Origin of the sequence: Oricola thermophila, assembly GCF_013358405.1 — a bacterium.
Classification (GTDB): Bacteria; Pseudomonadota; Alphaproteobacteria; order Rhizobiales; family Rhizobiaceae; genus Oricola; species Oricola thermophila.
Map to the genome: position 1 here is coordinate 1,033,015 of NZ_CP054836.1, position 24,433 is coordinate 1,057,447.

The 24,433-nt window shown below is 60.9% G+C and carries 30 protein-coding genes; 21 read left to right on the plus strand and 9 right to left on the minus strand.

What is annotated here, in order from left to right:
* Positions 1-9 precede the first annotated feature (9 nt).
* The 20 genes from HTY61_RS04970 (at position 10) to HTY61_RS05065 (ending at position 16,170) form a co-directional block, all read left to right on the plus strand.
* Complete coding sequence (locus HTY61_RS04970; protein WP_246272933.1) at positions 10-429, plus strand: DUF4128 domain-containing protein; 420 nt, start codon at positions 10-12, stop codon at positions 427-429.
* 51 nt (positions 430-480) lie between these two features.
* Positions 481-942, plus strand: a complete 462-nt coding sequence (locus HTY61_RS04975) for a phage tail tube protein (protein WP_175275753.1) — start codon at positions 481-483, stop codon at positions 940-942.
* A gap of 13 nt (positions 943-955) precedes the next feature.
* Positions 956-1,312 (plus strand): hypothetical protein, encoded by a 357-nt coding sequence (locus tag HTY61_RS04980; RefSeq protein ID WP_175275754.1) that lies wholly within the window; start codon positions 956-958, stop codon positions 1,310-1,312.
* 230 nt (positions 1,313-1,542) lie between these two features.
* Positions 1,543-3,321: a phage tail tape measure protein gene (locus HTY61_RS04985; protein ID WP_175275755.1), complete on the plus strand. Its 1,779-nt coding sequence runs from the start codon at positions 1,543-1,545 to the stop codon at positions 3,319-3,321.
* Complete coding sequence (locus tag HTY61_RS04990; RefSeq protein WP_175275756.1) at positions 3,318-3,974, plus strand: hypothetical protein; 657 nt, start codon at positions 3,318-3,320, stop codon at positions 3,972-3,974. The genes HTY61_RS04985 and HTY61_RS04990 overlap by 4 nt, the downstream gene beginning before the upstream one ends.
* Complete coding sequence (locus HTY61_RS04995; protein WP_175275757.1) at positions 3,971-4,552, plus strand: DUF2163 domain-containing protein; 582 nt, start codon at positions 3,971-3,973, stop codon at positions 4,550-4,552. Before HTY61_RS04990 ends, HTY61_RS04995 begins: the two co-directional genes overlap by 4 nt.
* Positions 4,552-4,980 carry a DUF6950 family protein gene (locus HTY61_RS05000; protein WP_175275758.1) on the plus strand — a complete coding sequence of 143 codons (429 nt, stop codon included), beginning with the start codon at positions 4,552-4,554 and terminating at the stop codon, positions 4,978-4,980. Before HTY61_RS04995 ends, HTY61_RS05000 begins: the two co-directional genes overlap by 1 nt.
* Positions 4,981-4,983: 3 nt before the next feature.
* Positions 4,984-7,455, plus strand: coding sequence for a phage tail protein (locus HTY61_RS05005; RefSeq protein WP_175275759.1), 2,472 nt, complete (start codon positions 4,984-4,986; stop codon positions 7,453-7,455).
* A complete protein-coding gene (locus HTY61_RS05010) occupies positions 7,455-9,032 on the plus strand; it encodes a hypothetical protein (protein ID WP_175275760.1) in 1,578 nt (525 codons plus the stop codon). Before HTY61_RS05005 ends, HTY61_RS05010 begins: the two co-directional genes overlap by 1 nt.
* Before the next feature lie 9 nt (positions 9,033-9,041).
* A complete protein-coding gene (locus HTY61_RS05015) occupies positions 9,042-11,372 on the plus strand; it encodes a hypothetical protein (RefSeq protein WP_175275761.1) in 2,331 nt (776 codons plus the stop codon).
* Between the two features lie 2 nt (positions 11,373-11,374).
* The gene (locus HTY61_RS05020) at positions 11,375-11,893 is read left to right on the plus strand and encodes a DUF4376 domain-containing protein (protein ID WP_175275762.1); all 519 of its coding nucleotides are present in this window, start codon (positions 11,375-11,377) and stop codon (positions 11,891-11,893) included.
* 64 nt (positions 11,894-11,957) lie between these two features.
* On the plus strand, positions 11,958-12,593 hold the full coding sequence (locus HTY61_RS05025; protein WP_175275763.1) for a glycoside hydrolase family 19 protein: 636 nt from the start codon (positions 11,958-11,960) through the stop codon (positions 12,591-12,593).
* The gene (locus HTY61_RS05030; RefSeq protein WP_175275764.1) at positions 12,590-12,769 is read left to right on the plus strand and encodes a hypothetical protein; all 180 of its coding nucleotides are present in this window, start codon (positions 12,590-12,592) and stop codon (positions 12,767-12,769) included. Before HTY61_RS05025 ends, HTY61_RS05030 begins: the two co-directional genes overlap by 4 nt.
* Positions 12,757-13,140 (plus strand): hypothetical protein, encoded by a 384-nt coding sequence (locus HTY61_RS05035; RefSeq protein ID WP_246272934.1) that lies wholly within the window; start codon positions 12,757-12,759, stop codon positions 13,138-13,140. The genes HTY61_RS05030 and HTY61_RS05035 overlap by 13 nt, the downstream gene beginning before the upstream one ends.
* A 340-nt stretch (positions 13,141-13,480) precedes the next feature.
* Positions 13,481-14,116 carry a S1 family peptidase gene (locus HTY61_RS05040; protein WP_175275766.1) on the plus strand — a complete coding sequence of 212 codons (636 nt, stop codon included), beginning with the start codon at positions 13,481-13,483 and terminating at the stop codon, positions 14,114-14,116.
* Between the two features lies 1 nt (position 14,117).
* Positions 14,118-14,345, plus strand: a complete 228-nt coding sequence (locus tag HTY61_RS05045) for a hypothetical protein (RefSeq protein ID WP_175275767.1) — start codon at positions 14,118-14,120, stop codon at positions 14,343-14,345.
* 42 nt (positions 14,346-14,387) lie between these two features.
* On the plus strand, positions 14,388-15,425 hold the full coding sequence (locus tag HTY61_RS05050) for a hypothetical protein (protein ID WP_175275768.1): 1,038 nt from the start codon (positions 14,388-14,390) through the stop codon (positions 15,423-15,425).
* Positions 15,422-15,568: a hypothetical protein gene (locus HTY61_RS05055; RefSeq protein WP_175275769.1), complete on the plus strand. Its 147-nt coding sequence runs from the start codon at positions 15,422-15,424 to the stop codon at positions 15,566-15,568. Before HTY61_RS05050 ends, HTY61_RS05055 begins: the two co-directional genes overlap by 4 nt.
* Entirely contained in the window at positions 15,565-15,747 is a 183-nt protein-coding gene (locus tag HTY61_RS05060; protein WP_210268623.1) for a hypothetical protein, read from the plus strand. Before HTY61_RS05055 ends, HTY61_RS05060 begins: the two co-directional genes overlap by 4 nt.
* Positions 15,748-15,948: 201 nt before the next feature.
* Positions 15,949-16,170 carry a hypothetical protein gene (locus HTY61_RS05065; protein WP_175275771.1) on the plus strand — a complete coding sequence of 74 codons (222 nt, stop codon included), beginning with the start codon at positions 15,949-15,951 and terminating at the stop codon, positions 16,168-16,170.
* Positions 16,171-16,547: 377 nt separating this feature from the next.
* On the opposite strand, the gene HTY61_RS19665 is transcribed toward HTY61_RS05065, so the two are convergent.
* The 6 genes from HTY61_RS19665 to HTY61_RS05090 form a co-directional block, all read right to left on the minus strand.
* Positions 16,548-16,937 carry a DUF551 domain-containing protein gene (locus HTY61_RS19665; protein ID WP_428978277.1) on the minus strand — a complete coding sequence of 130 codons (390 nt, stop codon included), beginning with the start codon at positions 16,935-16,937 and terminating at the stop codon, positions 16,548-16,550.
* Positions 16,938-16,940: 3 nt separating this feature from the next.
* Positions 16,941-17,270: a hypothetical protein gene (locus tag HTY61_RS05070; RefSeq protein WP_175275772.1), complete on the minus strand. Its 330-nt coding sequence runs from the start codon at positions 17,268-17,270 to the stop codon at positions 16,941-16,943.
* Between the two features lie 41 nt (positions 17,271-17,311).
* Positions 17,312-18,169 carry a phosphoadenosine phosphosulfate reductase domain-containing protein gene (locus HTY61_RS05075; RefSeq protein ID WP_175275773.1) on the minus strand — a complete coding sequence of 286 codons (858 nt, stop codon included), beginning with the start codon at positions 18,167-18,169 and terminating at the stop codon, positions 17,312-17,314.
* Positions 18,170-18,195: 26 nt separating this feature from the next.
* The gene (locus HTY61_RS05080; protein WP_175275774.1) at positions 18,196-18,480 is read right to left on the minus strand and encodes a hypothetical protein; all 285 of its coding nucleotides are present in this window, start codon (positions 18,478-18,480) and stop codon (positions 18,196-18,198) included.
* 180 nt (positions 18,481-18,660) lie between these two features.
* Entirely contained in the window at positions 18,661-19,161 is a 501-nt protein-coding gene (locus tag HTY61_RS05085; protein WP_246272935.1) for a GIY-YIG nuclease family protein, read from the minus strand.
* 28 nt (positions 19,162-19,189) lie between these two features.
* On the minus strand, positions 19,190-20,104 hold the full coding sequence (locus HTY61_RS05090) for a helix-turn-helix domain-containing protein (protein ID WP_175275776.1): 915 nt from the start codon (positions 20,102-20,104) through the stop codon (positions 19,190-19,192).
* Between the two features lie 50 nt (positions 20,105-20,154).
* Between HTY61_RS05090 and pobA the strand changes: the two genes are divergently transcribed.
* Positions 20,155-21,327, plus strand: a complete 1,173-nt coding sequence (gene pobA, locus HTY61_RS05095) for a 4-hydroxybenzoate 3-monooxygenase (RefSeq protein ID WP_175275777.1) — start codon at positions 20,155-20,157, stop codon at positions 21,325-21,327.
* 80 nt (positions 21,328-21,407) lie between these two features.
* Here the strand turns inward: pobA and HTY61_RS05100 are convergent, their stop codons facing one another.
* The 3 genes from HTY61_RS05100 to HTY61_RS05110 form a co-directional block, all read right to left on the minus strand.
* Positions 21,408-22,712, minus strand: coding sequence for a TRAP transporter large permease (locus tag HTY61_RS05100; protein WP_175275778.1), 1,305 nt, complete (start codon positions 22,710-22,712; stop codon positions 21,408-21,410).
* On the minus strand, positions 22,709-23,218 hold the full coding sequence (locus HTY61_RS05105; protein ID WP_175275779.1) for a TRAP transporter small permease: 510 nt from the start codon (positions 23,216-23,218) through the stop codon (positions 22,709-22,711). The genes HTY61_RS05100 and HTY61_RS05105 overlap by 4 nt, the downstream gene beginning before the upstream one ends.
* Positions 23,219-23,293: 75 nt before the next feature.
* Positions 23,294-24,418 carry a C4-dicarboxylate TRAP transporter substrate-binding protein gene (locus HTY61_RS05110; RefSeq protein WP_175275780.1) on the minus strand — a complete coding sequence of 375 codons (1,125 nt, stop codon included), beginning with the start codon at positions 24,416-24,418 and terminating at the stop codon, positions 23,294-23,296.
* Positions 24,419-24,433 lie beyond the last annotated feature (15 nt).

Consider the following 24,433-nt stretch of genomic DNA (forward strand, 5'->3'; position numbering starts at 1 on the left):
ACTAGCATCATGGCCAACACAACGCCAGCCCGGATATTCAACGGCCTGATGCGGCATCTGCACGCGCTGTCGCTCACGCCGGCCCTGCCGATTGCAGATCCGAATATCGACTTCGATCCGCCAGCCGATGGCCGGTACCTGCGCGCGACATTCGTGCCGAATACGACCGATCGGCTGTTCATCCAGTCAACCGGGCTGCACCGCTACACCGGCCTGTTCATGGTCGATGTGTTCGACAAGCCGGGCACGGGCGAGACGCGAGCCCGAGACGTGGCCGGGCAGGTCGCAGAGCACTTCCCGTGCGACGACCGGATCACGGAAGAAGGCGTGACGCTTCGGATCATCACGCGACCGAATGTCGGGCCTGCCATCATCGAGGATCAGGCCATTCACGTACCTGTGACAGTCGAGTTTTGGGCTTTCGCCTGACGCCGCTGACGCCCCTTCGGCAAGGGCAATCATCAGAAAGAGGAATGTCTCATGGCACTCACCCTTGTGTCTGGGAGCACCATTGAAATCGGCGGTGTTCTCAATGACAAAGCAACTCCATTCGTGGAGTCCGATTTTGACGGCCAGTCGTGGATATCAATCGACGGTTGGCAGCAGGCCGGCGCCATTGGCGATACTGCCGAGATCGTCACGTCGCAGCTCATCAACCGCGGCCGCGATATCAAGCAGAAGGGCACGGCCAACGGCGGCTCGATGGAGAACATCTTTGCCATCATCCCGGATGATCCCGGTCAGGATGCGCTTCTTGCTGCCGCCGATGGCTCGAACAAGAACAACTACGCGTTCCGCATCACGTGGCCGACCGGCGAAAAGCGCCTGTTCATCGCGCTTGTCACGACCAGCCAGGAGGCAGGCGGCACGGCCAACACCATCCAGACCCTCAACGTGACGCTGGAGATCAACTCCAACATCGTCCGCGTGGCGGCACCGTAAGGAGGCATGAAGCATGGCTGACAAGCCGAAAATCGGTGCCGGAAACGTCGAAATCGAACTGGACGGCGTTCCCTACACACTCAAGCCGACGCTGCGGGCAGCTCGCATGGTCTCGCAGAACTTCGGCGGATTCCAGAAAGCGCTTGCCGCAATCGGCAATCTCGACCTCGATGCGTATGTCAGCGTGATCGCTGCCGGCGTTGGCGCCAAGGCGAGCGATGTCAACGAAATCGCGGAAGCCGTGTGGCGCACCGGGATGCCCGGCCTTGCCGATCCGGTCGTGACCTATCTGACCAACCTTGCGAATGGCGGGCGTCCGCTCGACAACGCCGGAGGGTCGGGAGACGAAAACCCTCAGACGGATCAGTAGATCCGGATGAGGCGTTTGCCACCTTCGCGGCTAATCTGGAAAAGATTGCGATTGGTTGGCTTGGCTGGAGCGAGGAGCAGGCACTCGACTCCGACATCAACGCGATCCTCGTGGGATTTGAGGGCCGCGTTGAGATGTTCGAATTCGTCGGCTGGGTAAAGCGCGATGATCGTGCACCGGACCAGCCGCTGACGCCTGAACTGTTCGACGCCATGTTTTGAGGTAACGCAATGACCGTTGCGAAGCTCGGCTACGAGATCGAGAGTTCCGGCGCGGCCAAGGCTGCGGCTGACCTCGAAAAGATGAGCAGCGCCGCCACCAAGGCGGAGGCGGGGCAGAAGAAGCTTGCATCTGCCTCGAAACAGGCGTCGCAGGCCACGTCCAGCATTGCCACAGCGTCGCGCAGTGCGGCCGCTGCGTCCGCCCAGCTCGCCGGCGCGACAAAGACCGTCACGACAGCGACCAATGCGCACACCGCCGCTGCGAAGGCGAACGCGATGGCGGTGCAGGCGCAAATGAAGGCGGCGCGTGCTGCATCGTTCCAGTCTCGCCAGTTGTCCTATCAGCTCATCGACATCGGGCAGGCCATCGCAACCGCGCCGACGATGGGGATCTATGCGCTCCAGAACCTTGGCTTCCAGGTCGCGCAGATCGGGCAGCTCTACATGGGTAACGGCGGCTTCAACCAGGCGATCAAGGACAGCGCGAGGCAGATTGGCACGTTTGCGGCAAGGCTTGGCCCGCTAGCTGTGGTGGCCGGAGGTGTCGCGGCCGCATTCGCAGGCCTGACCTACGAGATCAACCAGACGGAGGGAGCGACGGTCGGCATGGGCGACGTGATGCTCGCCACGCTGTCGCTGATCAAGGACGGCATCTACAACGTTATCAAGCCCGCCATCGACGCGCTTGCGCCTTGGTTCGCCAGTGCGTGGGATATGATTGTCCGAGGCGTGAAGGTGTATACGAACTTCCTTGTCGGCTATTGGGTAGGGGCGTTCAACGCCGTCAAGGCCGTGTGGGAGGGCCTGCCGGGCGCCCTGACTGATTTGGGTTACAAAGCAGCTCAGGGAGTCCTTGATGCATTGGCATCAATGGCGCGGGGCGCCGCCGGGATCTTCAACGACATGATGCTCGGTATTCAGAAGCAGCTTCGCAAGATCGGAGTGTATGCTGATGTCCCGACAATCGACGCTGCGATCTATGCGCCGCAACTCAACAACCCGAGAGCTGGCGCTGCGGCTGATCTGAACGCGGCGATCAACAAGGCATACGAAGACGCATTCAGTAAGGACTACGCCGGCGCGGCATTCGACGCCATCGCCAAGCGTGCCCGCGAGATCGCAGCGGCCAACGAGGAAGTAGAGAAAAGCGCGAATAAGGCCGGCAAGGCGCTCAAGGACGCTGCCGACAAGGCCAAGAAGGCGTGGGAGGAGATGCAGCAGAAAATCCAGTCCGCCGTGTCCGGGCTGGGGCAGAGCGTTGGCGGCATCTTCCGCGGGCTTCTGGACCAAACCCTGTCGTGGAAGGATGCCGCGCTGCAGGCGCTCAATTCCGTGTTGAAGTACCTGAACGACATCAATCTTGCTCAAGGCGGTTCAGGCGTCTTCGGCGGCGGGTTCTTCCAGTCGCTGGTGGGCGGCTTCCTTGGCGTCAACTTTGCCGGTGGCGGATACACCGGTCCGGGCGGCAAGTATCAGCCAGCAGGCGTTGTCCATGCCGGCGAATACGTCATGACGGCGGAGGCCACGCGCAAGATCGGCGTCAAGAACCTCGACGCGCTCAACTACGGCTACGCCAAGGGCGGGTATGTCGGGGCGGCGAACAGCAATGCTCCGGGTGCTGCAAACGACAGCATCAACGTCACCTATGCGCCGCAGATCGACGCCAGGGGCGCGGATAGCGCCGCCGTGGCGCGGCTTGAGGCCGTCATCGCCAGAGACCGCGCAGAATTCGCAACCCGCGTTGTCGAGACCATCCAGAGTGCGCAGAAGCGCAGGGTATTGAAATGACGCTGACCTTCCCGCGCCAAATCCTCAACGACCGCCTCGCGGAGTGCACAATTGACCTCGATCCCGGCACGGAACAGGCCGTTCACAGCCGGGGCAGGCGCGCAACCGTGTCGCGGGTCCGCGAGCCGGTATGGTTCGGCACGTTCGAAACGCCGCAACTCATGGATGGCGACCGCATTGCGTGGCAGTCGTGGGGCAAGTCTCTGCGCGGCGGTCTCCGCACCTTCCTCGCATGGGACGCTTCGCGTGACCTGCCGTTGGCCTATATGTCCGATGGACAGATGCCAGACGACGGCGGCTCGCCGTGGGATGGCGTGGCGACGGTATCTAGCCTTGCGACACCAGGGCAGATCGACCTGACCGGCGTCCCGGCTGGCTATCAGGCAACCGCGGGCGACCGGATCGGGCTCGAACAGGAAATATCGTCACGCGATCGGTATGGCTATTTCGAGATTATGGAGGACGCAACGGCTGATGGCTCCGGCAACCTGTCCGTGACCGTTGAGCCGCTTGTGCCGTCCATGTTCACCACGGCAGCCGTCGCCAAGCTTTATCGCCCGTTGTGCGAGTTCCGGCTCGTCAAGGACAGCTTTTCGGCGCCGTCCCGCGTCGGCTACCCGGCAGTCTCATTCCAGGGCGTGCAGGTGCTATGAGGAACTACCCGACAGCAGTTCTAGCCATGCTGGACGAGGGCAGGACGGCCATTGCCGGCATGATCCGCTTCGATCTTGGCGAAGGGCCGTTCGGCATCATCCAGGCCGTGTCGCCATACGAATGGGGTGGCATCACTTATCACCCTTTCCCGGCCGGCATCATCTCGATTTCCGACATTCCCGGCACGACCGGCACGGCAGCGCAGGGCTTCACGATCACACTGTCCGAAAGCAGCGATGACGGCCTGACGCCGCAGGTAATCCTCGATATCGAGAGCTACGACTACCGCGACCGGCCGGTGACGATCTACGACCTTCATACGCATCCGGATACGGGTGTGCCGCTTGGTGATCCGATTGCGATGATGCGGGGCTACATCAATGCCATCTCGCACGCGGAGGAGCCGGATACCGGCCATATTGCCACCATCGAGTGCGAGAGCCGCGCCATCGACTACAGCAGGACCAATGGCCGGATCAGAAGTGACGATGACCAGAAGCGCCGCAATCCCGGCGACCGTTTCTTCGAGCACGCCGCGACCACGGGGCGCGTGAAAGTCAAGTGGGGTAAAGACTGATGCGCCGCATGGATTGGGAAGCACGGCTGAAAGCCGTCATCGCGAAGCACATCGCCGCACCGGGCAAATGGGGCCGTTCCGACTGCTGGTGCATGGCGTGTGACGCGTACAAGGCCGTGACCGGCAAGGCGCTGCTGCCGCACCTGCGCAAATACTCGAGCGAGGCGGGCGGATACCGCCTGTTCAAGAAGCACGGCTTCTCCACCGTTGGCGAGGCGCTTGCGAGCGTTCTGCCAGAGGTCAACCGCCTGTCCGCGATGCGCGGCGATCTCGCGACCATCATTCGCGATGGTGTCGAAAGCTGCGGCGTCGTCACGTCACGCGGGCTGGAGGTCAAGACGCTGTACGGCGAAGGCCGGACCATCACGCATTCAGCCGTCGAGGTCTATCCCGTCACGGCGATCAACAAGGCATTCAGGGTCGAATAATCCATGCCAATCATTTCCGCGATTGCCGGGGCCGTTGGCGCGGTCGCCGGGGCCATAGGCACGGCTGTAGGTGCGGTCGGCTCGTTTGTCGCTGGCCTCGGCGCTATCGGCAAGGCCGTCCTGTCCATCGGCCTCAATCTCGCGATCTCCGCGCTGTTCAAGCCGAAAGAGGCAAAGCCTGTCTCCGGTGTCGAGCTGGACGTGCAATACGGCGCCGACCAGTCGCGCACTGTCCGCTGCGGGCGCTGGGGCATTGCGGGCCATTACGTCTATGCCAACACGATGGGCGCCGCGAACAAGTATTTCCAGCAGGTCTATGCGGTCTCGGACTTCTACTGCACGTCTCTGGACCGGGTGTGGATCGACGGCGAGGAAGTCACGCTCGGCGCTGTCGAGGGCGGCAGGGGCAATGTCGTGGATAGCGGCGAGTATGCCGGGAAGATATGGGTCAAGTTCATTGACGGTCGCCAGACCACGGCAGACAGCTACCTGGTCAACGGATCGGATCCTGCCGGCCGGTGGACTTCGGATCATGTCGGCCTCGGCGTGGCATATATCATCGTCACGCTGGAATACGACCGCGAGAAGCTTGGCAATGTCGTGAATTTCTTCTTCGAGGGGAAGGGCGCACCGCTCTACGACTGGCGCAAGGACAGCACGATGGGAGGCTCCGGCAATCATCGCTGGGACGACCCGTCCACGTGGGAGTTCAGCGAAAACCCGGTCCTGATGGATTACGCCTATCGTCGCGGGTTCAAGATCAACGGCGACCTGTTCTGCGGCATGGACGAGGACGCCAACAACCTTCCAATCGAGCGCTACACCATCGCGGCGAATATTTGCGATGAAGTTGTCGAGGATGGCGGGCCGCGCTATCGCTGTGCCATCGGCTTCGACTGCAACGCGGAACACGGCGACAATATCGACGCGCTGATGACTTCGTGCGGCGGGATGGTGGTGCACGCCGTGGATGGCGTGTGGCCGATCATCGGCACGGATCAAACGCCGGTCGCAACGCTGACCGATGACGACCTGATCGTCGGTGAGCGGGTGCAGTTCCAGAGGCTGCGTCCGGCAAGTGAGCTGGTGAACTCGGTTTCCGGCACGTTCCCCGACCCCGACAACCAGTGGTCGCCTGTGTCCTACGAGCGCGCCACGGACGTCATCATTGTTGCGACGGATCGCCGGTCCAAGGACGTGTCGATGAACTTCGGCACGGTCCCGTATGCACGGCAGGCCGCGCAGCTCGCGTCGATCTATTTCAGCGAGAACCGGTTCGAGGCGACTGCGACGATCACGGTGCGCCCGCGATGGCAGGTTCTGGAGCCCGGCGACTGGATCGTGTGGGAATCCGAGAAATACGGCACGCGGACATATCTCGTGACCGACACGAGCCTTGTGACGCTGCAGAGCGACAAGCCGCGCTGCGTCGTGCTGCAGTTGCAGGAGCGTTCCGGCGACATTTACACATCGGTCGGCACAGTTGCCCCGCCGCCCGTGCCGCTTGGACCGGCCACGCCTGCATACCAGTCCGAACTGCTCGATTTCTCGGTCACGGGCGTGACGGGCGCCGGCAATGACGGTCGGCTTTACCCGGCCATCCGGGCAGGCTGGACGGCGGTCTATGACCCGACCATCACGGCGATCACGCTGGAGTACCGTGCCAAGGATCACCCGGACGTGGTATTCGAGCGCACGGTGCAGAGCAATGCGACCGTGGCCTACCTGGCAGAAGGTGTCCTGAGCGATACGGTCTACGAGGTCCGGTATTTCTTCGAGACCGATCCGACGCGCTCAGTCACGCCGTCAGCATGGGTTGAGGTCACGACGCCGGATGTGCCGACCGGTGATGTTTCTGTCGGGCTTGGACAGGTCAAGGACGACATTTCCGACCTGCTCAAGCGCCATTCGACGCTGCTTGACGAGTTGGCGCGCAATGTCGAGCTGATCGCGGCAGACACGGCCATCGGTGCCGGTAGGCTTGTCGAGCAGACGGCTGTTGTCAAGCGCACGGACAGGAGCCTCGCAGCCGCGATCCAGACGCTCGAGGCTACGGCGACGGAAACGGAGGCGAACGCGCAGGCCATCACGCAGGTTCAGGCCAACGTTGACAACTTGGCAGCCGGCGGCCTGATCAAGTTCGAGGCCAATGCCGGGCAGGGTAGCGTTCTGGTCACAATCGACATTCTGGCCCGCGCGACCATCAACGACCAGTTCGCGCAGTCCGGCCTGTCCATCCGGGTTTCAGACGATGGCAATGGCGGGTTCATCCGTGACGTGGTGATCGACACGGGCCGTTTCGTCGTGACTGACGGCACGAACGATGCGCTTCCGCTGGTGTTCGAGAATGGCGAGTTGGTGTCCGAGATCGCTCGCTTCCGCGAGGCCATCGCTGAGGGCTTCGAGACGCCATCCGGCAAGGCGAGGTTCGGCATTCTGGCGCCGAACGTCGAAGGTGTGGAGATCACGACCTGATGCCAAAGATGTGGCTCTATCACGACAGCAACGCGAACCAGAGTGCGTTGCGGATTCTGCGTGACGGCATATCGGCAGAACCGCACGAACTGTCCGTCTCGGATTGGGGGTCGATGCACTTCGACTCGCTGAATCCGAACCAGTTCGAGCCGATCAGCATCTTCACCAAGGAAGCGCGGGATTTCGGGTCGTACGGCGATTTCAGCTATCGCTTCTGGCCGTCCGGCACGAACAAGAACACGGCTCAGTATAGAGTATTCTACGGGTCGTCATACCAGTACGACATTTACGAGCTGATCAAGAACACGCTCGGTTACAACTATCCGAATGTCTGCATCTCGAAGAAGTTTACGTCAGGCGGCTGGCTGAACGGGAATTACGGCTATCGGTATGTGAGGCAGGCTTCTGGCACCGGCGGGTCTGTCATCTTCACCGGCCACTATACGACCTACGGATCTCTCGCCAGATATTGGTGGAACACTGGCGAAAGCCAGGCGAGTGGTGGCTACGTGGGATGGGAGTTGTACTCTGATCTCAACTTTGCCGATCCTGGCTCCTCCTCTTATGGGAGTGGGAACGATCAATATCCGATCATTTACTGCCACCTCCCGCTACCAGCCGATAACCGGGCGTGGAACCCGGTCAGCGGGACGCCATCGCCGGGGCAGAAAATCGTCAGTATCACGCCGACGCAAGCAAAGGTCGCGCGCCCCGGTTTCGATGTGGACACGGCAAACGCGAACCAACTGCTGATCGACTCGACAAAGACGCCGCTCAAGGTCGTCAAGTCGGGCCAAGTCACCATTTCTGCAAACTCGACAGAGACGATTCCGCTTCCGGGCGGCATAAACTACGGCTCGAACCTGTTCGTGGATTACATCGTCTGGCGATCAGGGACGCCGGCATATCACCCGCCTCTGTACGAAGGCGGCGGATCGGACTCGAATTGGGCGCTCGGTGTTCAGTCGAAAGTGAGCGGGGGAAATCTGCTGCTGCGGAACCCGACGCAGTACAACGTCATCTGCCGATACATCGCATTCGGATACGACGACAGGCCGCAGACCAGCGGCGGGTCGAAGGTGTTGTTCAAAGGCGTCGCGGACGGCGAAGAATACATCCAGATCAAGAAGCCCGGGTCGGCTGCAACGCCAAACCTCGCGGACGTTCTGGTCGATAGCCGGTTCCCGTACTGCCCGGTGATCGCAGAGGGCTACGTCACGGTCAACGCGAGCAACAAGACGCGGGTCATCAACTTCCAGAACCCCGGCGGGAAATTCTATCCGTACCCGATCTGGATGGCTCAAATCTACAGAAGCGTCGGGACAGGGTACACGTACTATTACGGCCCGATGGCCCGTAAAATGATCGCTCTGAACATGTCGCAGGGCCACCAATATCACGGTCAAATGTCAGCCGACAGTTGCGTCGCAAAAATCGAAGACACCAAGGTCACGTTCATCACCGAGCCGGGCAATCCGAGCGGCCTTACATGGAACAGTAATGACGGCCTCGTCGTCCAGTACGAGGAGAGGGTCGTCGGCATCCGCTATTACATCTTGGCCCTTCCAGTCACCTAGAGGGAAATCATGACGCAGAGATATTCGGACGGGACCGTCACGGTCTCGAACGGCAGCACGACTGTAATCGGATCCGGCACCGCCTGGGAGGTCGCTCTCGTAGCGGGCGGCATCCTGTTTGTCGGCACCGATGCAGCCGTCATCGAGGAGGTGGTGAGCGACACCGAGCTGACGCTCACCCGCCCGTGGACCGGCGATCCGGCGACGAACGCATCCTATGACATTGTGCTCGACAGCGCGGAGGCTGCGCGCACCATCATCGCCAACCGGCAGATGGCCGATATCGTGGCGAGGATCAATGCAGGTATCGCTCTGGATGATATCGGTGCAATGGGCACGCTGGCCGAGCGCGACGATTACGACGACGAGGCGCAGGGCTTCATCTACGGCGTCACCGATGACGCGAGCGGTGATCTGGTCGTCTACGTCAAGGCGTCAGCGACCAATGGCGATTGGGCCGGTCCGTTCGCGTGGCGCGGTCCTGCCGGTCAACAGGGGCCGCAGGGGCCGCGTGGCGACGGCTTCGACTATACCGGGCAGGGCACGCCTTCCGACAGCATCGGCAATGACGGCGACACCTATCTCGACACAGACACGGGCGACACATACGTCAAGGCCGGCGGAACGTGGGGCAGCCCGTCCGGGTCGATCCGCGGGCCGCAGGGCGTGGACGGCGCCGATCCCGGCATATTCATGACCTTCGACACGGCCACGGCTGACGCCGATCCGGGCGCCGGCAACTTCCGGGCCGACGATAGCGACCTCTCCGCCGCGACCGAACTCTACGTGTCGAAAACGAACCGTGGCGGCAGCGATGTTTCGGCATGGCTCCTCGCGCTCGACGACAGCACGTCCGCCGTGAAGGGCACGCTGACCATCACGGACCCCGACAGCGAGGCGCAGACCACGTTCGACGTGACCGGCGTCACCGATGCGACGGGCTACGTCAAGGTAGCGATCTCCAATCATGGGGGCGCGACTGCGTACCCCGACGAAACACCGATCGGCCTCATGTTCTCCCGGACCGGTGATGCCGGCACGGGCGCTGTCTCAAGCGTCAACGGCAAGAGCGGCGCCGTCACGCTTGTTCCGGGTGATCTAGGCGCTGGTACTGTCGGAGAGGGTGTTTTCGAGGCTGACACTCAGTCCGAAGCGTGGACTGCGCTTGGAGAAGTGCCGGAAGCGAATCTCACCAACGCGCTTGCGGCCACGCTCTCAAACTCTGGATTGATATACAACGGGACGGTAAGCAGCATCGACATTGATGCCGTTGATGCCGGGTTCAAAGGTCTGGTGGACCCCGATGGGGTCGGAAACTCTGGCACCTTCCCGCCGGAGACCGCATCATTTTGGTCGATTTCTGTTGAGGCGCAGTACAGCGGAACAGGCCGGGCCGTTATGCGCGCTGTTAGCTATTCCGCCGGCGACCCTGACGCGTCGGGCCAGAACGTGTCCACATGGGTACGATATAAGGGCTCTTCGTCATGGGGACCGTGGTCTCAGGTTCTGACGAGCGGCAATCTCCCGCAGGCCACGCAAGCCGAGATGGAGGCCGGTACCGAAACGGCGGTTCGCTCCATGTCGCCGGCGAACGTGGCTCAGGCAATCGCCGCCCTTGCGAGCGGTGGCGGCGGTGGCAAAAACTTGCTGATCAACGCGCTGGGCACGATCAACCAGCGCGGCTATACGAGCGGATCGGCGACTTCCAGTGCAAACGAATACACCGTTGACCGATGGCGTGTCGTCACATCTGGCCAGTCGCTTTCGTGGACGGAAAGTGAAGGCGTCCGCACGTTCACGGCGCCTGCTGGTGGCGTCGAGCAGGTCATCGAGGGCGGGGCTATCCTGTCCGGCGATTACGTTCTGTCGTGGGATGGGACGGCAACGGCAACTGTCAATGGCAATGCCGTATCCAACGGTGGCACCGTCACGCTGACCGGCGGCAGTGATGTGACGGTTCGGTTCTCCGGCGGGACGTTCTCACTGCCTCAGCTTGAGATGGGCGACAAGGCGACAGATTTCGATGCGCGCCATCCGGGGCAGGAATTGTTCCTGTGCCAGCGGTATTACGAGGAAGGCACCGATCTGAACGGCATCTATGTCCAGTACAATGCTTCGTATTGTCGGTTCAACCGCGTTGGGTTCAAGGCCACAAAGCGCGTCTCGCCAACAATGACGATTTCCGGGACGCGAGTTGGCGGCGGTTCCGGCACGATCGGCTCGCTGTTTAACTCCAATGAAGATGCAGACGGATTTGCACCGATCTTCTCGATATCCGGCGGCGCATCCGGCAATGTTTTCGTTGGAACAGTCACGTTCACGGCTGATGCGGAGTTGTGACCATGATCGACAGCGCGAAATACACCGTGTCCGGCACGATCATCGCCATCATTGACGGCAAGCAGGTATCTGTCCCGGATGATCCTTCCAACCGGCATCGCCGGATGATCGCGGAATGGGAGGCGAGCGGAGGTGTGATCCAGCCATACCAGACGCCCGCGCCTACCGCCGCAGACGTGAATGCCGAGCGCGACCGGCGCATTGCGGATGGGTTCATGTTCAATGGCGTCCAGTATCAATCCGGGCCGGAGGATCGCGAGAACATCGCGGGCGCAGCTACGGCGGCGCTGGGCGCGATCATGAACGGCGCGCAGCCCGGCGATTACCACTGGCATGGCGGATCGAGCGATTTCGTCTGGATCGCGGCTGACAACACCGAGCACGCGATGGACGCGCAGACAGTTTACGCATTCGGGCAGGCAGCTTTGGCGCACAAGCAAGCGCACATTTTTGCGGCGCGCGCGCTCAAGGATTCCGACCCGATCCCGGCAGACTACGCAGACGATCAGTACTGGCCGTAAGGCAACCCCTCAACATCACCTGACACAAGCAACCGCGCCGGGCGACCGGCGGGAAAGGAACGCTATGGACCTCGACAAAGGCCACACGCGGTTGATCATCCGCACGGCGGAGAAGCATGGCCTGCTGCGTACCCAGCTGGCCTATGTCCTCGCCACGGCTTGGCACGAAACAGCGCACACTATGAAGCCTGTGAGGGAAGCCTACTGGCTGTCAGAAAGCTGGCGAAAGAAGAATCTGCGCTATTACCCGTGGTATGGCCGCGGCTTTGTCCAGCTCACCTGGAAGTTCAACTACGAGAAGGCAAGCCGCGAGCTGGGACGCGATTTCCTGTCCGATCCCGACGCGGTGATGGAGCCTGAGGCGTCCGCAGAGATCCTCGTGGTCGGGTCCAAGGATGGCTGGTTCACCGGCAAGAAGCTATCCGATTATATCACGCTGTCCAAGTCCGACTACCGCAATGCGCGCCGCATCATCAACGGCATGGACAAGGCCGCTGACATAGCGAAACTCGCCAAGGAATACGAAGCCGACTTGAAGGCCATCGGGTACGGCGAAAAGAAGGCCGCAGGCGCGCAAAAGCCGGTTCCCGCACCCACCCACCAGAACAACACAGAAACCGCGCCACGGGCCAATTCTGGCGGCATTCTGGCGCGTTTGATCGAAGCTATCCTGGATATCATCGCGAGGGCACGCAAATGACCGCATGGGCACGCATTCTTCTGCGCTATCTTGTTGGCGCGGCGTTTTTCGGCTCCACGGAGATCGGCCGAGAGCTGGCCGCCGACCCGGACTTGGTTGAGGTCGTGGCGGTTGTGATCGGCCTTGCCGTCGAAGGCTATTACGTCATTGCCAAGAAGCGGGGATGGTCGCTTTGATCGGCACCATCCTTTCATGGCTCACGGGCGGGACGCTAAAGCGCATCCTCGATACCGTTGACCACAAGGTTGATAACGAGACCGAGCGCGAGCGCATCAAGACGCATGCAGTTGAGACCTACGTGGAGGCTCAGGCGCGGATCCTGACCGGCCGGGGGTGGTGGTTCCCGCTGTTCTTCATTGCCCCCTTGGGTTTCTGGTTTGCGTCGGTGTGCATCTATTCGGTGTTCTTCTGCGCACGATGCGCGTTTCCTCAACCGTGGTCGATCGCCGCCCTGCCTTCTCCGCTTGATGAGTGGGCGGGCGTGATTATCGGGTCACTGTTCCTTGCGAGGTACGGTGAGAGCCTGCTTGCGAGGCTGAAGAAATGAGAGGCGGGACGGCTTGCGCCAGCCTTTTCTGCGTCCGGGTTCCCAAGGTTGCGACTTACGTGAGCAAGTCTCCCGACCTCGATGTGCGGTGTTACCGTCATCCGTGTCATCGACGCCGCCGCCTCTGCCTTCAATATACCATAACAGACTTGAGCCAATCAAGCATCTGAGCGGCCCCCGTACCAAGGGCACACAAAGGTACGAGGGCCTACCGCAACCCTCCTAGACAGGGCGCGGCTTAATCCTCCCATAGCCGCGAAATCGTAAATGAAAAATTGCATCATCCGCGTGGTGCTGCTCGCCTATGTCATGGGCGCGCTGCTCCGCAGAAAGGCCAGCCATGCTTAAATATGGTATCGCTGGCCTGAAATTCACCGTCCTTTGCTTCGCCGCCATCCTGGTCGGCGTGACGCTGAACACCTTCCAATCCCCCCAAACAATCCCCGTCGATTCCGCCGTGAAGGTCATCAATGGCACCGGTCACGGCACAGGATTCTATGTCGGCCATGACATGGTGATCACCGCGCAGCATGTCGTGGATGATGCGGCTACCGTCACGATAAAGACAGCCGATGGCGAGACCGTGACGGGCGAAGTCCTCTGGACCAACGTCAAGTACGATATCGCGGCAATCCGCGTATCCCTACCTATCTCCCCAGCCTACCTCTCATGCACGACGCCCGCATATGGCGACGAAATCGTGATCCACGGCAATCCCGTCTCCGAGGAGTTCGTGTCGGTATGGGGCCGCGTCTCTGGATCCGAGCATAGCGCCGGCCGGTGGGCGTCCATTGTCCCCATCAATGCCGCTGTTGTCCCCGGTCAATCCGGTGGACCGGTATACGGCATGGATGGTGCTGTCGTCGGCATGATCGTCGGGGCTCCAATCGCACGCTTGGGTATGGCCGCATCGCTGACCGGCCTTGGTGCCATTGTCCCCGGAGTCGAAATCTGCCGGATGATGGGGAGGGCCTGAGATGACCGCAAACGAGCGTGAGCGTCTTGCCGTCCTCGAGACGCAGGTGGAAAGCCTGCTCAAGCAGGTGGCAAAGATGAACGACAAGCTGGATGACCTCGACAAGAAGTTGACGGGCAGCAAGGCATTCCGGCTCGGGCTTCTCACCGCCCTTCCTCTTGGCGGCGGGGGCATCGGCGCGTGGCTACAGAGCTATTTCGGATCAGGAGGGCCAACAGGAACGCACTGACGTTACCGACACTTTTCCGAAATCTGTCTGTAGAGGCACAATATGGCTAAACGAGACCCGCGTGCAATCACACCGGAACAGCACGAGGCGGCGAAGCTCGCTGTCCAGACGCATGGAACCAAGAAGGACGCCGCGCAATCGCTCGGCATTTCAGAAAGCGCCCTGCAGCGCTGGCTGAAAGCAACCTTCGAGGACGATGAAGACCGGATCGAATATCCAGACTTCGTGACGCTCGGAGACGACGAGGAACCAATCGAGGCAATCATAGACCGTCTCGAAAAGGGCTTCAAGCGCAAGCACAAGGCCGCAGCCGCAAGGAAGTGGTTTCAGGTCCGCGTGAAGGAAACCAAGCCCTATGGCGTCATCGCCTTCGGAGACCCGCACCTTGGCGATCCGGGCTGCAATGTTCCGCTCCTGAAATCCCACCTCGAAATAGCCCGCCGCGACGGCGTGTACGGCATCAACATAGGAGACACGACCAACAACTGGGTCGGGCGTCTCATGAGGCTGTATGCTGAGCAGGAGACCAGCGCGGCGACAGAGAAGCGCCTTGCCGAATGGTTCATGTTCGATGCCGGGGTAAAGTGGCTGTGCTGGATTCTCGGCAACCACGACGAGTGGAACGGCGGATCGGACTTCCAGAAACGATTGGGCGGGACGCATATCCCGATCATTGATTGGAAAGCGCAGTTCAAGGTCACGCACCCGACCGGCACCGAGATCAAGGTGGACGCCGCGCATGGCCGCAAGGGGTCTTCGATCTGGAACGAGCTGCACGGGACGCTCAGGGCCGCGAAGCTCGGTGACATGGCTGACGTGTATTACACCGGCCACACGCACAATTTCGCGCTTCAGGATTTGGAGATACCCGACAAGGGCCACAACGCATGGCTTGTCCAGTTACGCGGATACAAGTGGCATGACCACCATGCATTGGTGAACAGCTTCCCCGAGTACCAGCGCGGCGCTTCCGTGTTCACGATCTGTGATCCTCGACCGGACGCAAGACGGAGGGTACAATGTTTCGAGGACGTTGAGTTCGGGGCGGACGTTATGGAATGGATGCGAGGCAGAGCATGACCGATAACCCCAAGGTCTCCGATTACCTGTTCCGGCTGCAAATACTCCTGCACGTGTCGGGGTATGAGGCTATCGAGTGTCACGACATGATTGATGAAGAGGGGTGCGGTGAGGTGTTCGCCGCGCTTGTGTTCCAGCGATGATGGAATCCCGCGACTGGATCAGGATGCTCTATATGCACCGTGACGGTAAGGGCATCTACGTCAACACGCCGGATGGTCGCGTCTACATCTCAAGGCTCACCGCAGCTCAGGTGCTGAAACATAATGCTGATGCGCTGGCAGGGCAGTTCGTAGCCGATAACGAGTTTGACGAGCGTTAGACATCGTTGAATATCTCGTCATGCTCACGCCAGCGCTGGCATACCGTGCATTTAGGGTCAAACTCGATGCAGCGCGGCCCCCACAGCCGGCGCAGATACAGCCACGAAAGGAAATGGTCGATTAAGCCTGACATTGAGGTATCCTTGACAACCAACGCATTATAGCCTTTTTCTGCCCCCTTGCCAACAAGGGAGAGAATGATGGCAGAGAGAACAGTTGAACAGGTTGAGGCAGAGATTGCGCGGCTCCAGGCTGAGAAGCTTCGGCTTATGGAATCCGAGATAACCGAGAAGAAGAAGCAGGCGAAGGAAGCCCTGCTATTCCTCCACGATGCCGGCGCACTACCAAAGGCATTGAAGGAGGCATTGACCGACAAGCGCGGGCAGATAGCTATCAAGAAGTTCTTCCCTGAGCGCGATTGATGTGGTATAGGGAAGGCAGAGGCGGCGGCGTGGGAAGCAGACACGCATCGTAGACTGACGTAAAGCGCCGTTTGGGCATATTATGTCCGCTGCGAAAAGCAGCTAGGGAACGGAGATGCATCGAGTCCGTAAACGCGGATGCCGGAGTAGCGCCCGGCCCGCCTCTCACCCCACCCAATAGAACACCACAGACAGCACCACCGCCACGGCTATCAGCTTGAGAGGGTGACGCCAGATCAGGCGGTGCATTACAGCAGCCATTCCGGCAAAAAGCCAAACATCCAGAGAAACACCTCAATCGTAATAATCGCCATGATGGTGCTCTTTGTCGTTGACCATACCCTTCCCATCTTCCAATCTCCTATCTCTACCTGGTGTCAGTCTTGAGTTTTGGGCGGCTCGTAGCTAAATATGCCCGCAGGGCCATCAACCGGGTCTCCCGTGTCCAGATCAACGACTAGCGAGCCCTCTAGACATTCCGCGTGGCATATACCGAGGTCGATATCAGTAGAACAGAGGTCGCCCGTCTTGAATGGTACGGCGCAAATCGGGCATTCGTGATCGTCTTGCATGTGTTTGCCCCCTGTGGGCGGCGCCGGAAGAGGCATCCAGTGGGTAGGTTCCCAAGACGCCCCGAAGATTTGCCAGCCTCCAACATCTTCTCGCCACCCTCCGATCTTTATACGCCAATCGTTCGGCATGAACTCACAAGCCAAAAGCAGCAAAGCATCCTTCGGCGCGGTCTCAATTAGTCTCCATTCGGTCATTCTTTAACCCCTTCCTTCGCCATTCGCCGGCATCGACAGCACCGACGATATGTCGCCAAAGTCGCTGACCAGGTAGCACGGCACCAATCCGTGCATCTCGCCCGGATCGCGGCACGGCACGTCCAGAGCGCGCTTGTATCGCACCTCGCCATCCGCGTTGGCCTGTATGAGCCCGAGACGCGCCACGGGGACGTTGCCATCGTATCTGCACGCGCGACCATCTTCGCGGCGATAGAACGTGTTGCGCACCTCGCCATCCAGAACGTCGCGCGTGACGAACAGCGTTCCCGTTGCCAGATCACCGACGCGGTGCATGTCGCGGTGTGCGGTCATTCCTCGGGCCCCCTTCTACAGTGGTGGGTTAGGCGTCAAAACTACCACGCGCATTCTCCGGCTTCCGCTTGGCATAAGATGCCCTGATCATCAAAGATCCAGTCGCCCTGCCTCTCAATGAATTGGCGAAGCTCGTATTTTGACCATTCTTCTCGGAATCTGGCCCCATTTGGCAGCCTCGCTGTATTCTCTGCCATTTTTTCCATACGTTCCCACCACGCATGGCGCTCTGGGAACTCCCTGGCTAAAGCCGCTTGATTCTTCTCGCTCTTTAGAAAGCATCCATCGCAATTCCCGAGCCAGCAATTGCCCCCAACGTTCGGGAGTCTAAGATCAAAGGTCTGCGAGGCCCAAAATTCTGCGACGTCGCGCTTTGTTACTCCTGCGTCAATTAGTGGCTGCCATGCGTAATGTCGTGTTCCCTTCACCTTTACGCCCTTAGGTTGGCGTCGGTTCGGCTCGTCTGCGCGGATCCCGGTGCAGTTGGTCCATTCGGACCACCCACAAGCGACCAGATAACGTCTCGACGTGTGCACTTTCATTTCCACAGAGCAAAATCGGTTGACGCGATTTGGCAGGAACCCGCGCCGTTTTATCAACTCCTCGAACGGCTCCCCATTTCGAGATGCGCTGTTGTGATTTACTACCTTATAACGCGGTGGCTCGTTCATGTACTCCAGCCATATGATTGGGACACGCCACCGCTCCGAGCATTCTTGGATAAAATCGAGCGTTTCCGGCATCTCGCGCCCCGTGTTTTGGAATGTGACTTTGACGCGATCAGGCAGGTCGCCATTGGCCTCTAGTATACAGTGCAGCATGTATGCGCTTGTACGCCCACCAGAAAATGCAATATGCACATTCCCCTCTGGTAGCCTGTAGTGGTGATGGAATGCCATCTTCCTATCCTTTCTACAGTGGTGGGTTAGGCTTCGATCGCTTCCGAAACCAGATCGGGAAGCCGTTCCCTCAATTTCGCGACAAATTCTTTCTTCCACTGGAGCTCCAATTCTGCTCTGGATGGGCGGGACGGGATGCTACCGGCACCGGCTTCGCTTACCTGCCGCCGAAGTTCCTGCCACAACGCCTCGCATCGTTCGCCGTGTATCTCGGATGCGGTTTCAGGATCGATCTTCCACAATCCAGACTTCTCCGCCTCGAACGCTGACTTAGCCAATGCAAGGATACGTTCGTGCTCTCCCGTGGCCATTCTCTCTACCCTTTTCCACAGGCCCCGAAAACTGTTGATGGCGTGGGGCACCCGCCATGTAACCGATTGATTCATAGTGACCGTAAGCGCATGGCGCGTGGGGCACATTGATGCCGGAAAACAAGGGGTTCCAGCGTTTTTTCGAGTCCGTCCGGGGGCACCAGTATATCGTCCCATCATTCACGAATCCGGACCTCGTTTTCGCGAATCGGCCAGTTCGGACGGTTGCCGAGGCGCAACACGAGATGTGTCGCCATCGAATTTCAGGAGATGCGACTCGCAGGTCCGGCAGTCGGTGCTGCCGAAGCCGCGGACCGCGATGTCGAGGGCCGGGTGCCGGAGCAGCCGCTGTACGAGGCCGCATTCATTTCCGCCCGGTACGGGCAAGGCCGCGAGAGCATCGGCCGCGACCGTCAGACGATCGATATGCCAATGCAGGTTCTTGTCGTGGCGGAAATGACGTCGCAATCGCGCGCGCAGGCCGCCGGGGCCCCGGGCGCTGCCGCAATAGGCATACCAGCCGGGGCGCAGCTCGAGTCTTCCGGTGCCCGGGAGCCGGGTTTCCAGTGGCCCGGCGAGGCGAACCAGAAGGACATAGGCTCCCTTCTCGTCGGTAGCGTCCTCGATATCCGCGGGTGTCAGAGGAGGGGCGGAAACCCCGCATTCGTGAAGCGCGGCCAACAGAACGTTCAAACCTGCCAGCGCCATGTCAAGCGGCGGCGCCCTGCGTCCCGCCGACGCGCTCGCGGAAATCCCGTGGCGCCATGCCTGTCGCCTGGGAGAAAACGCGGCTGAAATAGGCCGGGTCGTTGTAGCCGAGGGCATAGGCGATGCGAGAGACGGGCAGGTTGGTGTAGACGAGATTGCGACGCGCCTCGCGGATCATGCGGTCCTCTATGACACGGGATGCCGGCTGTCCGATCGCCGCGCGGGTGACGCGGCTGAGATGCGTCGGAGATACGGAAAGTGCCTTGGCGTAGTCGGCAACGGACCAGTGTTCGAGAAAATGCTCCTCCACCAAAGTTTCGAAACGTCGGAACAATCCGGAGCCGTCGGGGTTGCCGGTCGCAATCCCGTCATCGGACAGGCCACGGGCCACGCGACCTAGCAGTACGCCGGTCAGCGATCTGAGGATCTGCGCGCGGGCATAGCCGCGGCCAGCATGTTCGGTGAAGATCTGCTGCATCAATGGTCGGGCCATCGAGTCGGCGGGAAAGACGGCCGGACGGGCAAGCGCATGCCGCAGGCCTTCGGATGGCTCGAGCGTCTCGTCCATCATTTCGGAGGCAATCGTCACCACCCAGCCCTCGGTGCCCGGCGTGAAGGAAAAGCCGTGCACGGCACCGGTCGGCACATTGACGAGGGTATGAGGGCCAAGCGGCCATGCATCGTCTTCTAGCGTGGCGCGACCGCCGCCAGCTTCGATCAGGAGAACCTGATGGAGGCGGGCGTGGCGGTGGGGAACGAGCTCCCAGTCGTGCAGCTTCGAGCGTGTCTCGATGGTCTCGCAATGCACGACATCCGGCAGGTCGCCGGCTTCGCCAAACAGGTTGCAGTTGAGTATCGACGACGGATCGGGCTTTTCCATGTTCGATTTGTACAAGAGATATCCCGTGACGTCCATTCATTCTGCCGTGCCGTTCGGTAGTTTCGTCCAAAAATGGAGGAAACGTCATGAAAACGCAGGTTTGCATTATCGGTGGCGGTCCGTCGGGGCTGATGCTGTCGCAGCTCTTGCACCTGAAGGGCATCGACACGGTGGTGCTGGAGAAGCGCAGCCGGGAATATGTCCTGTCGCGTATTCGTGCCGGCGTGCTGGAGCACGGCTTCGCGGAACTGATGCGCGAGGCGCAGTGCGGCGAACGCATGGATCGCGAAGGCGAGATCCATGAAGGCTTCTACATTGCCCATGACGGGGTGCTCGACCGGGTGGACCTGCACAAGTACAGCGGCGGCTCTTCGGTGGTGGTCTACGGGCAGACCGAGCTCACGCGCGACCTTTATGAAGCGCGCGACAAGATGAACGGCGTGGTCATCCACAATGCGGAAGACGTGACGCCCCATGACCTGACCTCGGACAAGCCCTACGTGACCTATCGCAAGGGCGACGAGGTCATTCGCATCGACTGCGACTTCGTGATCGGGGCGGACGGCTTCCACGGCGTCAGCCGCAAGTCGATCCCGCGCGACGCCATTACAGAATACGAAAAGGTCTACCCGTTCGGGTGGCTCGGCGTCCTGTCGCGGACCAAGCCGGTGTCGCCGGAACTGATTTATGCCAAGCACCCGCGGGGCTTCGCGCTTTGTTCGCTCCGCTCCCAGGTGCTCAGCCGCTACTACATCCAGGTTCCGCTCACCGACACGGTCGAGGACTGGTCCGACGACGCGTTCTGGGCCGAGCTGAAACGCCGCCTTCCGGAGGAGGTGTCCGCGCGCCTCGAAACCGGACCGTCAATCGAGAAGTCGATTGCGCCGCTGCGTTCCTTCGTCGCCGAACCGATGCGTTACGGAAACCTCTTCCTGGCAGGCGACGCGGCGCATATCGTGCCGCCGACCGGTGCGCGCGGCCTGAACAGCGCGGCATCGGACATCTATTACCTCTACCATGCGATGGTGGATCACTACATCAACGGCAGCGACGAGGGGCTCGAGAACTATTCCGCCAAGGCACTTGCCCGGGTGTGGAAGGCGCAGCGGTTCTCTTGGTGGATGACGACGCTGCTGCATACCTTCCCCGACAGGATTCCCTACGACCAGAAGCTCCAGCAGACCGATCTGGAGTACCTGTTCTCGTCGGAAAAGGCGCTCGGCTCGCTTGCCGAGAACTATGTCGGCCTGCCTTTCTAGGCTTCGCCGCCGCTAGACCGCGAATTCGGCCCGGGTGCAATCGGAAAGCACCCGGGCTTGTCGTTTCCGCACTCCGGAAATCAGTTCATCAGTGATGGCAGGAACAGGACGATCGCCGGGAAGGAGATCATGACCGCCACGATGACCAGGTCGGCTAGCAGGAAGGGAATGACGCCCTTGAATATCTGAACGACCGTGGCGTATTCGCTGGCCACGTTTCGTATGACGAAGACATTCAGGCCGACGGGCGGCGTGATCATGCCGATTTCCAGAAGCTTGACGCAGAGAACTCCGAACCAGACGAGGTCGATACCCTGGGCCTTGAAGATCGGCAGAAGGACCGGAAGGGTTACCAGCATCGCGCCGAACGGCTCCATGAACATTCCGAGGAGCAGGTAAAGCACCACGACGATGAGCATCAGTTCGACATAGCCGAGGCCGGCGCCGCTAACCGCGCCGGAGATGAAACCCGTCAGCCCGGTGAGGCCGAGGAACCGGGTAAACATGGATGCACCGACGCCGATAATGAACAGCGATGACGAGGTCATCAGCGTCTCGATCATCGATGTCTTGAAGATGTCCCATGTGAGGCGCCGCATGGCGAGCGAGATCAGGATCGCGCCGAGTGCCCCAACGGCGCCGGCCTCCGTGGCCGTGAAGACGCCCGAGAAAAGGCCGCCGAAAACCACGAGCATGAGCAGCAGAACAGGCCAGATATCGAGGATGGCCCTGCGTCGGTCGATCTTTTCGGCATCGAGCGGGCGCGGTGGCGCAATGTCCGGTCGCAGCCAGCAGGTCAGCAGGACCACGATGGAATAGGCGAGGGCGGTCAGCAGTCCGATCGTGATGCCACCCACGAAGACCTTGATCACGGATGTCTCGGCGAAAACGCCATAGACGATCATCAGGATGGACGGCGGGATGAGTGCGCCGATGGTGCCGCCGGCAGCGATCGACCCGGTCGCGAAACTCGGCGAATAGCCCGACTTCACCATTTCCGGAATCGCGATCCGGCCCATGGCGGCGGCGGTGGCGAGCGACGACCCGCAGACTGCCGCGAATCCCGAGCAGGCGAAGATCGAGGAAATCGCGAGCGCGCCGGGAATGCGGCGCAGCACCGCCTTTGCTGCATCGAACAGACCGCCGGTCAGCCCGGTGTGGAAAGCAAGAAAGCCCATCAGGAGGAACATGGGCACGGCCGACAGGGTCCAGTTGGCGACGAAGGAAAACGGCGTCGAGGACAAGAGCCCGATCGCCGGAGCCCAACCGAGAAGCCAGGCGATGCCGAGCACCGGCACGGCGATGAGCGCCAGGGCCACGGGAACGCGCAGCGCGAGGAGCAGAAAAAGGGCGATGATGCCAGCAAAACCGGTCGCGACACTCATCCTGCGATCTCCGGATGTCCGGTGTCCCGCCGTGGCAGGATCATGCGGATGAAGGTGGTGAGCGCGGCGAGCCCGAAACCGAGCGGCACGAGGAAGTAGGCCGGCCAGGTCGGGAAGGCGAGGTTCTGGGCCATGACGAAGACGCCGGTTTCGAAATTCTTCAACGCGGTGAGCCACGTCACCCATGTCAGCGCGCCATACACGATCGTCGAAACCAGGGCGACCAGCCGATCCGACCAGAGCAGCGCGCGGGCGTTCAGAAGTGGCTCGATCACTTCGACCTGCACCATGCCGCCGCGCCGTTCGACCCAGGCCAGGGGAACGAATGCAAGCGCGATCATGTAGTAGTTGGTTACGATCTCATAGGTGGCCGGAATGGGCGTGTTGGTCGTGTTGCGCAAGGCCACGTCCGTAACGACGTGGATCATCAGCGCGACGATGGCCAGGGCACCGATCAGTGCGAGAAGGGCAAGGAAGCCATCCTGCAGGCGATACAGCAGGCGCATGGGGGAAATCCTCAAACGGTGGTGACCGGAGAACAAGCCCGGGAGCCTCGAGGCTCCCGGTTGTCTGCGGGGAGATCAGCCGCCGTAGGTCGAGACATCGACTTTCGACCAGACCTCTTCGTAGACCCGTTCGGCCATGGCTTCCGGATCGCTGTCCACTTCCGCGGCTATGGCCTGCCATTTTTCGACAAGTCCGAGGAACTGCTGGATCTGTTCCGGCGCGTCCGAAATGCCGAACTGTTCCCTGGAGAATTCGCCGGCCGTCTTTATATCGGCCTGCACGAAATCCTCGATCGCCTGTATCAGCGACGGATCCGCCTCGATGAACTCGATGCCGGCCTCCCGGGCAGCGGCCTCGGCCTCCTCCGGCATGTCCCGGCCCCAACGGTTGGTGAAGTCCGCATTGGCACGGTTGGCGGCGCGGACCATGGCGGCACGGTCCTCTGCCGAGAGGCTGTCCCAGGTCGGTTTGGCCACCGTGAAGTTGGAGGTGGAGTGATACAGTCCGAGCGGCGCGGGCGTGACGTATTTCACGACCTCGACGAGGCGGAAGGACAGCATGTCGGCGACCGATGCCATCGTGCCGTCGATGGTGCCCGAATTGATCGCTTCGAACTGGTCGAGCACGGAGATCTGTGCAGGAGCGGCGCCGAAATGTTCCGCCAGGCGCGCCCAGGGCGCGCCGCCGGAGCGCAGGCGCAGTCCCTTCAGGTCCTCGGCGGTGCGTACCGGCTTGGTGGTCATGAACTCGTAGACATCGGACGCACCGGATCCGAGGAAGACGAAGCCGAGCTTCTTCATTTCCTCCTGGCAGGGCGCGCAGTTGACTATGAACTCGGTCACGGCGGCTCCCATCGCCTGGGAGTTGGTGCCGATCAGCGACAACTGCCCGGTGACAGCCATCATCGGCAGGTCAGCGGGGAAATAAAGCGGAAGCAGATTGCCGACCTCGGCGATCTGGGTCTGCAACGCATCCTTCATCTGGCCGAGTCCGACCACTTCCGGACCCAGGACCTTGGCGGTGAGCCGTCCGTCGGATTCCTCGGGAAGATATTCGACCATCTTCTGGTAGAGATGGCTGTTGGACGGATGGGCCGGTGGGGCGCCGGGCGCAATGCGCAGTTCGCGCGCATCCGCAATGTTGGCGGCGCCGAGCATCAGTGCCGATGCCGCAAGCAGGGTCGAAAGCAGTCGTTTCATGATTTTCCTCCCAAG